Raw genomic sequence first — 15,103 nt, 5'->3', positions numbered from 1 at the left:
GAATCATCGGAAACTCGTCAGACTTGAGCGGAACAGACTCAACTCTTGTCGCGTTGGACTGAGCAACGACTAGTAGGAAGGTGCATGTGGACTCGTTCAATCCCACCACCAAGACCCAGGCGGCCCTGACCGCCGCCCTGCAAGCGGCCTCCGCCGCGGGCAATCCGGAGATCCGTCCGGCGCACTTGCTGGTGGCGTTGCTGGATCAGACCGACGGCATCGCCGCCCCTCTCCTGAAGGCCGTCGCAGTGGATCCGGCAACGGTTCGACGCGAGGCCCAGGACATCGTCGACCGGCTGCCGCGCGCGTCCGGCGCGTCGTCCACCCCGCAGCTCGGGCGCGAGGCCCTCGCCGCGGTCACCGCCGCGCAACGACTGGCCACCGAACTCGGCGACGAATACGTCTCCGCCGAAATCCTGCTCATCGGCATCGCGAGCGGCGACTCCGACGTGCAGCAACTGCTGCTGAAGTACGGCGCGACCGCCGACGCCCTGCGCGACGCGCTGCCCGCCGTGCGCGGCAACACCCGCGTCACCACCGCCGACCCGGAAGGCTCGTACCAGGCGCTGGAGAAGTACTCCACCGACCTCACCGCCGCCGCCCGCGACGGCAAACTCGACCCCGTCATCGGGCGCGACACCGAAATCCGCCGTGTCGTCCAGGTTCTGAGCCGCCGCACCAAGAACAACCCGGTGCTCATCGGCGAACCCGGCGTGGGCAAGACCGCCATCGTCGAGGGCCTGGCGCAGCGCATCATCGCCGGTGACGTGCCGGAATCCTTGCGCGGCAAGCGACTCGTCTCCCTCGACCTGGGCGCCATGGTCGCGGGCGCGAAGTACCGCGGCGAGTTCGAGGAGCGGTTGAAGGCCGTGCTGGAGGAGATCAAATCCAGTGCGGGACAGATCATCACGTTCATCGACGAGCTGCACACCATCGTCGGCGCGGGCGCGACCGGTGAATCCGCCATGGACGCCGGGAACATGATCAAGCCCATGCTGGCGCGCGGCGAGCTGCGGCTCGTCGGCGCGACCACGCTCGACGAATACCGCCAGCACATCGAGAAGGACCCCGCCCTGGAGCGGCGTTTTCAGCAGGTGCTGGTCGGCGAACCGTCGGTGGAGGACACCATCGGCATCCTGCGCGGGCTCAAGGAGCGGTACGAGGTGCACCACGGCGTGCGCATCACCGACTCCGCGCTGGTCGCCGCCGCCACGCTGTCGGATCGCTACATCACCTCGCGGTTCCTGCCCGACAAGGCCATCGACCTGGTGGACGAGTCGGCCTCGCGGCTGCGCATGGAAATCGATTCCCGCCCAGTCGAAATCGACGAGGTGGAACGCGCCGTGCGCCGGCTCGAGATCGAGGAGATGGCGCTGAAGAAGGAGACCGACGAGGCTTCCAAGCAGCGGCTGGAGAAGCTCCAGCGCGAGCTCGCCGACGACCGGGAACGGCTCACCCAGCTCACCACCCGGTGGCAGAACGAGAAGCACGCCATCGATTCGGTGCGCGGCATCAAGGAACAGCTGGAAGCGCTCAAGGGCGAATCCGAGCGCGCCGAACGCGACGGCGATCTGGGCAAGGCCGCCGAACTGCGGTACGGGCGAATTCCCCAGTTGGAGAAGGAGCTCGCCGCCGCCGAGCAGAAGGCCGGCAGCGCCTCCGACGGTGAGGTCATGCTCAAGGAGGAGGTCGGGCCCGACGACATCGCCGAAGTCGTGGGCGCGTGGACCGGAATTCCGGTGGGTCGCCTGATGGAAGGCGAAACCCAGAAGCTGCTGCGCATGGAGGAGGAACTCGGCAAGCGCGTGGTCGGGCAGAAGGAGCCCATCCAGGCGGTGTCGGACGCCGTGCGGCGGGCGCGGGCCGGCGTGGCCGATCCCAACCGGCCGACCGGATCCTTCATGTTCGTCGGACCGACCGGTGTCGGTAAGACCGAGCTGGCGAAGGCGTTGGCGGACTTCCTGTTCGACGACGAACGCGCCATGGTGCGCATCGACATGAGCGAGTACTCCGAGAAGCACTCGGTGGCCCGGCTGGTCGGCGCGCCGCCCGGCTATGTCGGCTACGACCAGGGCGGTCAGCTCACCGAGGCCGTCCGCCGGCGGCCGTACACGGTGGTGCTGTTCGACGAGATCGAGAAGGCGCATCCGGATGTGTTCGACATCCTGCTGCAGGTGCTCGACGAAGGCCGGCTCACCGACAGCCAGGGGCGCACGGTCGACTTCCGCAACACCATCCTCATCCTGACCTCCAATCTGGGTGCGGGCGGTGACAAGGACTTCGTCATGAACGCGGTGCGTTCGGCGTTCAAGCCGGAGTTCCTGAACCGGCTCGACGATGTGGTCATGTTCCACGCGCTCGACGAGGAGGAACTGGAGTCGATCGTCGATATCCAGCTCAACCAGCTGCAGAAGCGGCTCGCCGCACGACGGCTGACGCTGGAGGTGAGCGATTCGGCGCGGTTCTGGCTCGCGGTGCGCGGCTACGACCCGGCCTACGGCGCGCGTCCGCTGCGGCGGCTCATCCAGCAGGCCATCGGCGACACCCTCGCCAAGGAACTGCTGGCGGGCGAGGTGCAGGACGGCGACACGGTGAAGGTGAACGTCAGCCCGAACGGCGACACCCTCATCGTCGGACGATGACCCGGTAGAGCTCGAACCGATGGGCGGCGGCCCCCGAAGACACTGGTCTTCGGGGGCCGTCCGCAATATTCGGGCGTTTCCGGCGTGCTCGCGGGCAGCAAACAATCACACCGCTCGGTCGAGTTCGCGGCTCGAGCGGAGCGAGCGGCCTAATCTGGAGGCCATGACTAATCCGAGCGATCCTTGGTCGCGGCGGCCCGAACCCGAACCGGCGGACGGGCCGACCGAGAAGGCAGGGCCTGCCGAAGGGCAGACCGGATACACCTCGGATGCGGGCGAAGCCTACGGGCAGACCCAGTCGATCAACTACGGCGAGGCCGCGCTGAACCCGCCGGGCGACCACTCGCCGACCGAATACTTCGGGCAGCCACCCGGACCCGACGCCACCCGGGTCATGCCGCCACCCGACACGCACTGGGGTGGATACGAGAACGGTGGCGGCTACACGCCGCCACCGGGTGAGCAGCAGGGCGGGTATCAGCCGACCGCCGCCTACGGGACCCCGCCGGGCTATCAGCCGACCGCGACCTTTGAGAGCGGACCCGGCTATCCGCCCACCGCGAGCTATCCGAACGATCCGGGAGCCGGGGCCTACGGTGCCGGGCCCGCGGGAGCCTATGGGGCATCCGGGTATTCAGGGCAGCCCGGGTATCCGGGCGGGCCCGGTGGTCCCGGCGGATACCCACCCGCCGGGCAGCCCGGTCCGCAGCCGCCGCGGAAGAACACCACGAAATGGGTGGTGCTCGGCCTCGCGGTGATCGTGCTGGTCGCCGTCGCGGGTGTGCTCATCGGAGCGCTACTGGCGGACAAGGATTCGTCGGACACCGCGTCCTCGACCACCACCGCCCGCACCACCTTCGTGATGCCGAACCTGCCCGGCAATTCCTCGCAGCCACTACCCAGCGGGATCCCGGAGATCCCCGGCCTCGGTGAAATCGATTCGCTCGGTGCGACTCTGGGCACCGTCGCCGCCAATGACGGCAAGACGCTCACCCTCACCTCGCTGTCGGGCACCTCGGTCACGGTGAAGACCGACGACTCCACCCAGGTGATCTCGCTGGGCAGTACGAAGGTGGCGGACCTGCCCGTGGGTGAGATGGTTATGGTCCAGGGCGACAAGGCAGCCGACGGATCCATTCAGGCGAAGATCATCATCAGCACCTCCCTGCCAGGCGGAACCCGATGAGCCACATCCGCCCAAAGTTCGTGGCCCGTCTCGGTTCTGGACTGACGGAGCGGGGGAGCGAAGCGGAGGAGCGGAGGAGGGAAGAACCGAGACTTCAGGGGCCACGAACGGCCCGGAGCGTAGCGGAGGGCAAATTAGACACAGCTTGGATAGGGTAGGCGGCGATGACGGCAATATGGTTCGGGTTGGCGGCGATCGCGCTGGTTGGTGCGATCGTGCTGCTGTATTTCGATCGGCTGCAACGGCAGCGGACTGGGCACGTACGCCAGGTCTGGGCGAAATCCCAGGGCTACACGTATGTGTCGGTGGAACCGGCGCTCGCCTCCACCTGGCGGCGCGGGGCGCTGGCCAAGCTCGGCTACCTCTCGGCGGTCGACGTGGTGTCGGGCAACCGCAAGGGCGAGAAGTTCGTGCTGTTCGACCTGGAGGACGCCGCCACCCTGGTCGCGGTGCGCCGGCAGATCGGCTCCGACATCGACATCGACCTGCGGCTGAAAACCGCCGCGCCGCCCAAGGATCACGATCTGGAGCTGCTCGGCGCGATCGGTGACCGGGTCGTGTTCGCCACCAATCCGGATATCGCCCGGCATGCCGTCGATCAGCGCATGGTGGCGTTCATCGAGTCGCTGCCGGACGAGGTGCAGCAGCTCTGGAGTGAAGGCAACTGGACGCTCGGCATGCTGCATGTCGGTTCCGTCTCCAAGGACTGGGAGATGGCCATCGACGCGGTGCTGCGGCTGTCCGGCCTGCTGCACGTGCTGCCGCCGGTCATCAGCTCCGAACGCGCCCGCGACGAACTGCCCGAACCCGGCAGCTCCCGCCCGGTGCCCGAGGACGACGACTACGACGGCTACGACGAACCCGGCGACTACTCCGAAACCGAAGGCCGCCAACCGGCTTCGCGCCCCCGCGACGACGAGGACGAGGACTACAGCCCCCTCGTCAACGACATCGCCGGGGACGGCGAAGGCGAGGGCGAGACCGAAAACTGGCGTCCCGCACTGAAAGTCGTCCCCGACCCGCGCAACCGCCCGCGCCGCAACTGGCCACCCGCCCCCGAAGACGACGACTGGGCCGACGAGGACGACGACCCGGACCGCGCCCCACGCGACCGGGAAGACGACTGGCGCGACGAGGACGACCCGCGCGACGACGACCCCGACCGCGAACCCGAAGAGGGCTGGCGCAAGGACCAAGGCCGCAGCGCCCCGCCCGGCGGGCCCTTCCACCCCGGCTTCCGCCCTTACCAGGGACCGACACCCCGCTGAGCCGGACACTGCGGCCAACTGAACCACCGTCATCCCGGCCAAAAGCGCGCCGGGATGACGAATGTCTACGCCCTGCGTGGCGCGGTGGCAGGCGGTCGCTGCTCTCGAGTCTTCGGGAGCCGTTGCCACGTCGCGGGTTTGGCGGGCACGTAGAGTAGGCCGACAACGGCGTGGGCCGTGTTCATGTTCGGCGAGGGTTAGGTGTCGATCTATGACCGAGAGTTCTCCAGTTTCACGTCTGCCCGGTGCGCACCGCCCCGTGGCGTTGGTCACCGGACCCACCTCGGGGATCGGCCTGGCGTACGCGACCCGGCTGGCTTCGCTCGGCTACGACCTGGTGCTGGTGGCGCGGAACAAGGAGCGTCTGGAGGCTCTCGCCCACGATGTGGAGGTCCGGTTCGGGGCGCGCGCGGAAATCCTGCGGGCCGATCTGGCCGAGCCCGACGATCGCGACGAGGTGGCGGCCCGCGCCGCGCAGGGTGTCGAATTCCTGGTCAACAACGCCGGATTCGGAACTTCGGGTGAATTCTGGAAGCTCGAGCCCGGAGAGCTGCAAGCCCAGCTCGACGTGAACGTAACCTCTGTCGTGCAGCTCACCCGGGCCGCGCTGCCACCCATGGTGCATGCCGCCAAGGGCACCATCGTGAATGTGGCCAGCATGGCCGGGCTCGTCTCCGGGCGAGGATCGACCTACTCGGCCTCCAAGGCGTACGTCGTATCCTTTTCCGAAGGGCTGGCGGGCGGGCTGGCCGGGACCGGTGTCCGGGTGCAGGCTCTCTGCCCCGGATTGGTCCGCACCGAATTCCATGAGCGAGCCGGAATCGAGACGGAATCACTGCCGAAGCCACTGTGGCTCACCGTGGACGAGGTGGTGGCCGGATCGCTCAGAGATCTGGATAGGGACCGGGTGATCAGCGTGCCCGGCCTGCAGTACAAAGCGATCGCTGCGGTCGCCGGACTCCTCCCCAGGTCCGTCGCGGCCCGCCTCAACAGGGGCCTGTTCAATGCACGCGGAAGGACGTAGAAGACAGAAATGACCCAGGTATCCACGACAGACCGGGACAGACTGGCCGAACTGGTGCGCGCGCTCGCCGTCGTACACGGCCGCGTCACCCTGTCCTCGGGCAAGGAAGCCGACTACTACGTGGACCTGCGCCGGGCCACCCTGCACCACGAGGCCGCGCCGCTGATCGGCAAGCTGCTACGTGAACTGGTCGCCGACTGGGACTTCGACGCGGTGGGCGGGCTCACCATGGGCGCCGACCCGGTGGCCGCGGCCGTCATGCACGCACCCGGCCGGCCCATCGACGCCTTCGTGGTCCGCAAGGCCGCCAAGTCGCACGGCATGCAGCGTCAGATCGAGGGCCCGGACATCGTGGGCAAGCGGGTGCTCGTCGTGGAAGACACCACCACCACCGGAAACTCGCCGGTCACCGCCGTGCGCGCACTGCGTGACGCGGGCGCGATCGTGGTGGGCGTGGCGACCGTGGTCGACCGCGAGACCGGCGCGGACGGCGTCATCGCGGCCGAGGGCCTGGAGTACCGGTCCATCCTCGGGCTCAAGGATCTGTCGCTGGGCTGAGCCCGCAGAAACTGCCACGGTACGAGCTCTGGCAGGCTACTTGCGGGTGAAGTACATATGGCCCTGGGCTGAACCCTTGCTCTGGGTTAGCCTGTGTGCTGGTCTTACGTCCGACAAAGGTGTTGTGAAGGGTCGTGTGAGTCACCAGTGGTGAGCATTGCAATCAACAAGGGTATTCAGAATGTTGCGATGCTCGGCATCGGTGCCTACCGGCCGCAACGCATCGTGAGCAACGCCGAGGTGTGCGAGGTCCTCGACTCCACCCCCGAGTGGATCTTCGACCGCACCGGCATCAACAACCGGCGCTGGATCTCCGGCGACGAGACGCTGCGCACCATGGCGGTGGCCGCGGGTGACCGCGCGCTGAAGAACACCGGCATCGACCGGTCCAAGATCGGCGCGCTCATCCTCTGCACCTCCAGCTGGCTGAAACTCACCCCGCACGGCGCTCCCACCATCGCCTCGGATCTCGGCATCAACGGCATCCCGGCCTTCGACCTCACCTCCGGCTGCGGCGGTTTCGGCTACGGCCTGGGTGTCGCCGCCGACATGATCCGCTCCGGCTCGGCCGAATACATCCTGGTCATCGGCGCGGAAACCATGACCGTCGGCCTCGACCCGACCGACCGCGGCACCGCCATGATCTTCGGTGACGGGGCGGGCGCGGTCGTGGTCGGGCCGAGCGAGGAGAACGGCATCTCGCCGACCGTGTGGGGCTCCGACGGCGAGAACGCCGAAGCCATCGCCCAGGACGTCGACTTCCTGGAATTCATGAACAAGGCGCAGCGCCTGCAGGGCACCGACCCGGCCGTCGAAGCCGTCGGGCGCATGTCGCTGCACATGGAGGGCCCCAAGGTCTTCCGCTGGGCGGCGGTCACGCTGCCGCGTGCGCTGTCCAGCGCCATCGAGGTGTCGGGTGTGGCCAAGGAGGACATCGAGGTGTTCATCCCGCATCAGGCCAATGCGCGCATCAACGAGCTCATGAAGAAGAACCTCGGGCTCGCCGACGACCTGCCCATGGCCAACGACATCGAGAACACCGGCAATACGTCGGCCGCCTCGATTCCGCTGGCCATGGAGGAGATGCTGGCCACCGGCAAGGCCAAGGGCGGACAGCTGGCGCTGCTGCTCGGCTTCGGCGCGGGCCTGTCCTACGCCGGCCAGGTCGCGGTGCTGCCGCCGGCCCCGGCGGAACCCAGCTTCTGAGCTTTCGGAACGGATATTCGATGGTGAAGCGGCCCAGGCCATTCCGTGCGGCCTACGTCGGAGCGGCGGCCTTGACGGTGTTCGGCGCTGTGACCGGACACGACAAACTGCAGTGGGTCGCAAAGCCTTTGATGATGCCGCTGCTCGCTGCGGACGTGACGGTGAACGGCGCGGATCTCGCGCCCGCCGACCGCACCGTGCTGCTCGGCTCGCTGGCCGCCGCCACCGTCGGTGACGTGCTGCTCATCGAACCGGACAACGATCGCCGATTGGTCGCGGGCGCAACGTCTTTCGCCGTCATGCAGAGCGGGTATTCGTGGCTGTGGTGGCGGCGCGGAGCGCGGCCCCGGCCCGCCATCGCGGGCCAGCGGGTGGCCGCCTGGCTCGGCGCGGCCACGCTGATGCGCTTCAAGGCCCCGACTGTGGCCCTGCCGCTCACCGCCTACGGGGCGACCCTGGGCACGGCGGCAACGCTGGCTTCCGACCCGGGTCTGGCTCCCTCGGCGAAAAACGTTGGTGGGCTGAATATTCCGAACGCCGACGCCAAGAGCCGCCTCGGCGTCGGCGCGCTGCTGTTCACACTGTCGGACGGTTTGATCGTGCTGCGGCGCATCTTCGCGCACAGTCCGCGCTCACGCCGGGTGACGGAGGGCGTCATCCTCGGCACCTACGCCGCCGCGCAGTATCTGCTGGCGGATCCGCGCGCCCACCGCTGACCTCCCGCCGAGGGGGTCAGCGCTGGCGCAGGTGGGTGATCAGCGCCGCGCCCTCGGCCGCCCACCATTCGGTGTGGCCGAGAAAGTAGTCCCGGTAGGCGATTTCGGCGTTCTCCTGATTGCCGCCGGGGACGACGCTCAGGAAATAGTCGATTTCGGAGAGCTCGTATTCGGCGTGGACCAGGGGCAGTAGTTCGGGCAGCGCCAGGGATTCCAGATCCTGCAGCGGGCGCACGGATTCGTAACCGCGCAGCAGGGCGTCGACCTGGTCGACGCGGACGTTCGCCGGGCCGCCGCCGCGCAGGGAGATCCAGTCGACGGCACTGCGTTCGATCGCCATGGCCACGTCGTGGATCGCGGTCGTGCGGTCGCAGAGTCCGAAATCTATGACAGCGGAGGGGGTTTCGTGCTCCCACAGCAGGTTGGTGCCGTGCCAGTCATTGTGGGTCCACAGCGGCGGGATGCCGTCGAGGAAGCCGTACAGTCCCGCGTGGAACGGCAGGTGGACGCGTTCGATGTCGGCGCGCCACTCGCGTTCGGTGAGGAACAGCGCGAGTTCGGGGCGGACCGCGGCGAACCGCTCCACAGCCGCCAGGGGTTCCATGCCGGAGAAAATCGTGAAGCTCGCGAGCAGCGGGTGCGGCGGGCGAGCCGGGGCGTCGTAACCGGCGGCTGCCAGATGCAGTTGCGCCAGCATGCGCCCCGCGGATTCCGCCTGTGCGCGTGAATGATACGGGGACCAGGAGAAAGCCCCCCGGTACAGATCCTCCCCGGTGCCGAGTTCCTGTACCTCGTAGGTGAAGTCGCCGTGCTCGCGGGTGAGCAGCACCTCCGGGACGGGAATCCCCCTGCCGCGCAGATGATTCATGAAGCCGTGCTCCTCCTCGAGGGCGGCGGCGTCGCGCAGCGTGCTCGGGAGGCGTTTGACGATCACATCCTTGCCGTCTGTGCGCCGTACGCGCGCGGTGGCGGAAAGCGGTCGGGGACTGCGCCATTCGATGCTCGCCTCAACTCCGAGGAGGTCCGCGATCTCCTGCGGTGTCAGTGGCGGCCAGTCCGGTTCGACCAGCGGATCCGAACCCATGCCGAAAACCCGCTCGTCCGCCATGGTTTCAGCCCTTCCGGCGCTCGATCACGACCAGCACGGCGGTCAGGGCCGCTGCCACCAGGAAGGCGAACAGCGACGCCGACGACCACCACCCCGGCTCCAGTCCGATGGCGTCGCGCACGTTCAGCCAGAAGTTCCGCCACCAGTCGATGTATCCCGGATTGAACAGCTGATACGTCACGAAGCCGAAGGCCCACGGCAGCAGCATGAGCGGGCGGGCCGGGGAGTTCTGGGTGAGGTCCCAGCGGCGGCGGCCCTCGCCGAAGAAGTAGTCGACGATGAGCACCGCGGCCAACGGCACGAACACCGAACCGATCAGCACCAGGAAATTGGCATAGCCGCTGAAATCCCGGACGGGCAGAGCCAATCCGGTGACGAGCACACCCACCGCGCCTGCCAGCAGCCGTCGATCCACGCGCGGCAGCAGATTCTGCATCGACATGGCCGTCGAATACACATTGGCGAAGGACTGATCCGTCTCGCGCAGCACCAGCACCGCGAAGAACACCCAGCCCGCCGCCACGCCGAGGAAGGTGTCGAAGATGCGGCTCGCGTCTCCGCCCGCCTGCAGGATCGCGATGATGCCGAGCAGGTAGCACCAGAATTGGGCCACCGAGTAGCCGGCCACGGTGGCCCCGGCCGCCGTGCGCGCCGATCGGGAGTGCCGGGTGTAGTCGGCGGCCAGCGGCACGAAGGACACCGACACCGCGAGGGTGGAGTCGACCGCGGGGAAGAACTGGCTCCAATCGGTGTTCACCGGTTCCGGCACGGGATTGCGCAGCAGCTGAATCGTGAAGTACACCAGCGCGATTCCCACCGCCACCGACACGTACTTGCGCAGAATGTGCAGCACCCGCAGCGGCCAGATGGACATGACGGTGGTCAGCACGCCCGCCGCGATGATCACCACGGCATGCGGCACCCGGTCGTGGGTGAGGGCCGAAACACCCAGGGCGATAACGGTCAACTCGTACACGCCCCAGCCGACGCACTGCACGATATTGGCGACGGTCGGCAGATAGGACAGCCGGGTGCCGAACAATCCGCGCAGCACCGCCATGGCCGGCGCCCCGGTCTTCGTGCCCACCGCCCCGGTGCCCGCCACCATGGCGATACCGGCGACGGTGCCCAGCAGGGTGGCCAGCAACGCTCCCGCGATCGGCAAACCCGGTGGTTCGCCGGACGGCATCAGCACGACCGCGGCCCCGCTGAATCCGATCAGGCTGACGCCAAGATTCAGCCAGAACGCGGCCTGATCGCTGAAACTCAGGGTGCGCGGCGGCTCGGTGTCGAGCAGCAGCGGCGCCTCCTTGCGATCGTCCGGCGTCACGTCAGCGGTGGTCATAACGGGTGATGCTACGGGCAAAGCGGGCAAAACCCGGCCCCATCATCCGAGCGTGCTCCCGGTCATCCCGGCATATTCCAGCCCCGTCATCCCGGCATATTCCAGCCCCGCCATCCCGGCATGTTTTTGGCCGGGATCCACCGCGCAGCTCATCAACCACCTGTGTGGATCCCGGCCAAAAGCGCGCCGGGATGACGAAGGGTTCTCGAGCTGTGAGGGTGCGGCTCACAGGCAGAGGATGATCCTGTCGCGGTTGTGCGGGTCGACGCGGATCGAGAGTGTCTTGCCCACAGCGAATTTCGGGCGTTGCAGTGGTTCCACCTCGAAGACGATGCTGCCGTGGAAGGTCTCCGACCCGGGCACCACCAGTTCGAGGTCTATTTCGGTGAGTTCGGTGCAGTGATCGGTGCGCCGCAGCGGATGCACGGCTTCGATATTCGCCCAGCCTTCGTGTCCGTGGCGGAGCAGGCGGCGGTCGGAGAGCGTGGTGCCCTGGGCGAGCAGCAGGCCGATGCCGAGGAAGCTGCCGAACAGGCCGACCAGCACGAGCAATTGCAGCGGCAGCGTGCCGGGCGGGGTGTGCGGGACCAGGCAGATGAGCCAGAGGCAGAGTGCGATGAGGTACGCGGCGAGCACTCCGAGCACCGTGCGAGCTGTGCGCGCGTGGTTCATGACACCCTCCACCACGGCTTTTCCGGAATTCCAGGATAGGCCGGAATGTGGTGGCGGGTGACTGGTTCAGACCGTGGAGCGCAAGGCCGTGAGCGCTTCGAGATCGAGTGTGACGGTGGTGCCGTTCAGATCGAGGGACGGCTGCCCGGTGTACTCACCGGTCGGTTCGTATCGCGTCCCGTCCAACCGATAGGTATTGAGCCGCACCGCATCCCCCGGATCCAGCAGCCAGTAGTGCTCGATCCCGATCTCCGCGTACTCGGCGAACTTCATCACCCGATCCGTGCGCCGCGACCCCGGCGACACCAGCTCGATCGCCGCCACCACATCCGCCGGCCGCACTCGCGCCGCGTGCGCGGCCCCCGCCGCACCACCCACCACCAGCACATCCGGCACCCGCACGGTCGGCGGCGTGCCCTCGTCCACGATCAGCTCGATGCGCGCCAGGGCGGCCAGCGGCGCGGGCAGCACCGGCTCCAGCTGCGCGGCCAGCCGCCACACCGCCAGCTGATGCCGCGGCGGCTGCGGCGCAACCACCAGCACGCCGTCGACCAGTTCTCGGCAGTACCGGCTGTCTTCCGGCAACTGCGACCATTCCGACAGCGTCAACAGGTGATCCGGCCAGGACGCAACCGATTTCAGTGCTTCCGCGGGTCTCAACCGACGCATACGACCAGTCTTCCACGGTCGGCAACCGCGCAGCGATGTTTCACCCCTTCAAGCGAAGAACCGCCAGCACCCGCCGATGATGCAGATCCGACGGGGGAAGATCGAGTTTGGTGAAGATATTGCCGATGTGCTTCTCCACCGCGCGCTCGGTCACGCTGAGGGCTTCCGCCAGAGCCGAATTGGACAGGCCCTGGGCCATCAACTCCAGCACCTCGCGTTCGCGCGGGGTCAGCCGGGTGAGTGAATCCTGTTGCCGCGCCGCACCCATCAGCTGGCTCACCACCTCCGGGTCCAGGGCCGTGCCACCGGTGGCGACCCGGTGCAGGGCATCCACGAAATCGCCGATATCGGCCACGCGGTCCTTCAGCAGATAGCCGACGCCGCCCGCGCCGGAGGCGAGAAGCTCTGTGGCATAGCGGGTTTCGATCCACTGTGAGAACACCAGCACGCCCGTGCCCGGATGACTGCGGCGCAGTTCCAGCGCGGCGATCAGGCCCTCGTCGGTGAAGGTGGGCGGCATGCGCACATCCACCACGGCGACATCGGGGCGGTACTCGGCCACCACTGCGGACAGACCGGTCGCGTCGCTGACGGTGGCCACCACCTCGTGGCCGCGCTCGGTCAGCAGGGCGGTCAGACCGTCCCGCAGAATGGCATTGTCCTCGGCGATCACCACCCGCAGGACGGTCGAATTCGATTCGGGCACGGGAAACCTCACTTCGGTCCGGCGATCGGCAACACCAGGGTGACCACGGTCGGGCCGCCGAACGGGCTGTCCACGAGGAGCGAGCCGTCCACCGCGCGCGCTCGCGCCGACAAGCCCGAAAGACCGCCCGCCACAACGGTTTCCCCATTCGGCTGGATGGGTTGCAGCGCACCGCCGTGCCCGTTGTCGCGCACGCTCACCGCGAGCGAATCCGCACCCGACGGCAGCACCGCCACCCACACCCGATCCGCACCCGAATGCTTCACCGCATTGGTCAGCAGTTCCGCCACCGAGAAATACGCGATGGCCTCGATGGCCTGGCTCGGACGGTGCGGCAGCATGACCCGCAGCTCCACCGGGAGCGCGCAGCGGGCGGCGAGGGTCTCCAGGGCGGCCTCGAGTCCCAGATCCAGGGCCGGCGGGTGGATGCCGCGCACCAGTTCCCGCAATTCGGTCAACGCTTCCTTGGAACCCGAACGGGCCTGGGCGATCAGGTCACTCGCATCCGCGCCGGCGGCGATGCGCTCCTCGGCACGGCCCAGCGCCATGGCAATGCTGACCAGCCGCGCCTGCGTGCCGTCGTGCAGATCCCGCTCCAGTCGGCGCAGCGTGGCCGCCGAATCCTCCACCGCGGCGCGGCGGCTCTCCTGCAACTCCGTCACGCGGCGATCCCGATCGGTGGGAGTCAGCAGCAGCGACGACAGCAGCAGATGCAGCAGGCACAGAGCGCGCAGCAGCCACGGCAGCGCGAAGCACAGCACGATGCCCGCCGCCGCGAACGCCAGCACGCTCGGCCACGTCTCGATGTACCAGCTGCCGAACTGGAACAGCGAATGATGCTCCACCCCTTGGTCATCCACATTGATCGGATGGAAGAGCGCCCACGGGATGGGGGAGATGGCGATGAACACCACCATGGCCACGACCGTCAGCACGATATAACCGGCCGCCACGCCCAGGATGCCCTGGATGACCAGATAGGCCAGCGCCCGCCAGGAGGTCAGATCGGTGAACGCACTCCGCAGCCAGCCCCAGAAGCCGCGACGCGGCGAGAAGGGCGGTGGCTCGGGCAGATTCGCGTCCAGCAGGACCCGGGCCAGCCAGCGATAGATGTGTCCCCACACCCGGCCGCCCAGAATGACGAAGGCCAGGATGGGAATACCGATGAGGAAGATCGAGATGTACAGCCCGCCGCCGACCGCGAAGAACAGATAGCAGACGGCCGCACAGCCCAGCACGAAGGCCGCGATCACATAGCCGAGATCCTTCCAGGCGCGTGCCCGCACCGGAGCCAGCAGAATCGTGCGCAGCGCACTCTCCCCGGCCCGGCGGGATGTCGACCCTGGCCGGTCGATGGCCAGGGTCGGGTCACCGCCGGTGCCGCCCTCGGCTCGGAGAGTGAGGGTCGGGTCGTCGCCGGAGCCTTCAGCTTCGAGAATCAGGGTCGGTTCGCCTGTCGATGCGCTCTGGTCTCCGAGGATCCGGGTGGGATCGCCTGCCTTGTCGCTCATAACTCCATCGTTGTCGGGGGCATGGCCGGATCGCGATCGAGCAGACCCGCGAATCCGGGGTGTGGCAGGCACTACCTCGCTGCCTGCGGGCAATCTCGCTCGCCACCGTCTGCCAGGCGAAATACGATGCTGCCGTGAGCTACCCACCCCAAGGCTATCCCGGCTATCCGGTCTACCCGGTGCGGCCGCCGGACCATCCACAGGCCGTCACCATCATGGTGCTGGGCATCATCAGCATTGTCGGCAGTTTCATCTGCGTTCTCCCGATCGTGCTGGGGCCGGTCGCCTGGACCATGGGCACCAGGGCGCGGCGGGAGATCGCGGAATCGCACGGCGCGATCGGCGGGGAGGGCATGGTGCAGGCCGGATTGATCTGCGGCATCATCTCCTCCTGCCTGCTCGCCGCGGGTGTGCTGTTCCTCGTCGTCATTCTGGGGATCGGGATTCTCGGCGGCTTCGAGAGCAGCAGCAGCTACTGATCGGGTGCGTTCC

At 67.8% G+C, this 15,103-nt stretch carries 14 protein-coding genes; 8 read left to right on the top strand and 6 right to left on the bottom strand.

Features of this window, described 5'->3' with window-relative positions:
- The first annotated feature begins 86 nt into the window (after positions 1-86).
- The 7 genes from clpB (at position 87) to H0264_RS37845 (ending at position 8,600) form a co-directional block, all read left to right on the top strand.
- A complete protein-coding gene (clpB, locus tag H0264_RS37875; protein ID WP_181581994.1) occupies positions 87-2,642 on the top strand; it encodes an ATP-dependent chaperone ClpB in 2,556 nt (851 codons plus the stop codon).
- A 163-nt stretch (positions 2,643-2,805) separates the two neighbouring features.
- Positions 2,806-3,828: a DUF5666 domain-containing protein gene (locus tag H0264_RS37870; RefSeq protein ID WP_181581993.1), complete on the top strand. Its 1,023-nt coding sequence runs from the start codon at positions 2,806-2,808 to the stop codon at positions 3,826-3,828.
- Between the two features lie 164 nt (positions 3,829-3,992).
- Positions 3,993-5,096, top strand: coding sequence for a type III secretion system chaperone family protein (locus H0264_RS37865; RefSeq protein WP_231083655.1), 1,104 nt, complete (start codon positions 3,993-3,995; stop codon positions 5,094-5,096).
- 211 nt (positions 5,097-5,307) lie between these two features.
- On the top strand, positions 5,308-6,120 hold the full coding sequence (locus tag H0264_RS37860; protein WP_181581992.1) for an SDR family NAD(P)-dependent oxidoreductase: 813 nt from the start codon (positions 5,308-5,310) through the stop codon (positions 6,118-6,120).
- Positions 6,121-6,129: 9 nt separating this feature from the next.
- Positions 6,130-6,678 (top strand): orotate phosphoribosyltransferase, encoded by a 549-nt coding sequence (pyrE, locus tag H0264_RS37855; protein ID WP_181581991.1) that lies wholly within the window; start codon positions 6,130-6,132, stop codon positions 6,676-6,678.
- Positions 6,679-6,825: 147 nt separating this feature from the next.
- Positions 6,826-7,884: a beta-ketoacyl-ACP synthase 3 gene (locus tag H0264_RS37850; protein ID WP_181581990.1), complete on the top strand. Its 1,059-nt coding sequence runs from the start codon at positions 6,826-6,828 to the stop codon at positions 7,882-7,884.
- 20 nt (positions 7,885-7,904) lie between these two features.
- Positions 7,905-8,600 carry a lysoplasmalogenase gene (locus tag H0264_RS37845; protein ID WP_181581989.1) on the top strand — a complete coding sequence of 232 codons (696 nt, stop codon included), beginning with the start codon at positions 7,905-7,907 and terminating at the stop codon, positions 8,598-8,600.
- 16 nt (positions 8,601-8,616) lie between these two features.
- On the opposite strand, the gene H0264_RS37840 is transcribed toward H0264_RS37845, so the two are convergent.
- From H0264_RS37840 to H0264_RS37815, 6 genes are all read right to left on the bottom strand, one after another.
- A complete protein-coding gene (locus H0264_RS37840; protein WP_220139920.1) occupies positions 8,617-9,708 on the bottom strand; it encodes a phosphotransferase enzyme family protein in 1,092 nt (363 codons plus the stop codon).
- A gap of 4 nt (positions 9,709-9,712) precedes the next feature.
- A complete protein-coding gene (locus H0264_RS37835; protein WP_181581988.1) occupies positions 9,713-11,053 on the bottom strand; it encodes a purine-cytosine permease family protein in 1,341 nt (446 codons plus the stop codon).
- 225 nt (positions 11,054-11,278) lie between these two features.
- Positions 11,279-11,725 (bottom strand): hypothetical protein, encoded by a 447-nt coding sequence (locus H0264_RS37830; protein ID WP_181581987.1) that lies wholly within the window; start codon positions 11,723-11,725, stop codon positions 11,279-11,281.
- Between the two features lie 66 nt (positions 11,726-11,791).
- Positions 11,792-12,394 (bottom strand): Uma2 family endonuclease, encoded by a 603-nt coding sequence (locus H0264_RS37825; RefSeq protein ID WP_181581986.1) that lies wholly within the window; start codon positions 12,392-12,394, stop codon positions 11,792-11,794.
- Between the two features lie 40 nt (positions 12,395-12,434).
- On the bottom strand, positions 12,435-13,076 hold the full coding sequence (locus H0264_RS37820) for a response regulator transcription factor (RefSeq protein WP_181586123.1): 642 nt from the start codon (positions 13,074-13,076) through the stop codon (positions 12,435-12,437).
- Between the two features lie 32 nt (positions 13,077-13,108).
- Positions 13,109-14,611 carry a sensor histidine kinase gene (locus H0264_RS37815; RefSeq protein ID WP_181581985.1) on the bottom strand — a complete coding sequence of 501 codons (1,503 nt, stop codon included), beginning with the start codon at positions 14,609-14,611 and terminating at the stop codon, positions 13,109-13,111.
- 134 nt (positions 14,612-14,745) lie between these two features.
- Between H0264_RS37815 and H0264_RS37810 the strand changes: the two genes are divergently transcribed.
- Entirely contained in the window at positions 14,746-15,090 is a 345-nt protein-coding gene (locus H0264_RS37810) for a DUF4190 domain-containing protein (protein WP_181581984.1), read from the top strand.
- The last annotated feature ends 13 nt before the right edge of the window (positions 15,091-15,103 follow it).

The organism is Nocardia huaxiensis (assembly GCF_013744875.1).
Lineage (GTDB): Bacteria > Actinomycetota > Actinomycetes > Mycobacteriales > Mycobacteriaceae > Nocardia > Nocardia huaxiensis.
Note: the sequence above shows the minus strand (reverse complement) of the source record. Positions and strands in the feature narration are given on the sequence as shown.

What these genes read in the sequence shown, in the direction of transcription:
- H0264_RS37830 (WP_181581987.1), bottom strand. Translation starts at nt 11,725, where the DNA reads ATGAACCACGCGCGCACAGCTCGCACGGTGCTCGGAGTGCTCGCCGCG.
- H0264_RS37825 (WP_181581986.1), bottom strand. Translation starts at nt 12,394, where the DNA reads ATGCGTCGGTTGAGACCCGCGGAAGCACTGAAATCGGTTGCGTCCTGG.
- H0264_RS37865 (WP_231083655.1), top strand. Translation starts at nt 3,993, where the DNA reads ATGACGGCAATATGGTTCGGGTTGGCGGCGATCGCGCTGGTTGGTGCG.
- pyrE (WP_181581991.1), top strand. Translation starts at nt 6,130, where the DNA reads ATGACCCAGGTATCCACGACAGACCGGGACAGACTGGCCGAACTGGTG.
- H0264_RS37860 (WP_181581992.1), top strand. Translation starts at nt 5,308, where the DNA reads ATGACCGAGAGTTCTCCAGTTTCACGTCTGCCCGGTGCGCACCGCCCC.
- H0264_RS37835 (WP_181581988.1), bottom strand. Translation starts at nt 11,053, where the DNA reads ATGACCACCGCTGACGTGACGCCGGACGATCGCAAGGAGGCGCCGCTG.
- H0264_RS37840 (WP_220139920.1), bottom strand. Translation starts at nt 9,708, where the DNA reads ATGGCGGACGAGCGGGTTTTCGGCATGGGTTCGGATCCGCTGGTCGAA.
- H0264_RS37845 (WP_181581989.1), top strand. Translation starts at nt 7,905, where the DNA reads ATGGTGAAGCGGCCCAGGCCATTCCGTGCGGCCTACGTCGGAGCGGCG.
- H0264_RS37815 (WP_181581985.1), bottom strand. Translation starts at nt 14,611, where the DNA reads ATGAGCGACAAGGCAGGCGATCCCACCCGGATCCTCGGAGACCAGAGC.
- H0264_RS37870 (WP_181581993.1), top strand. Translation starts at nt 2,806, where the DNA reads ATGACTAATCCGAGCGATCCTTGGTCGCGGCGGCCCGAACCCGAACCG.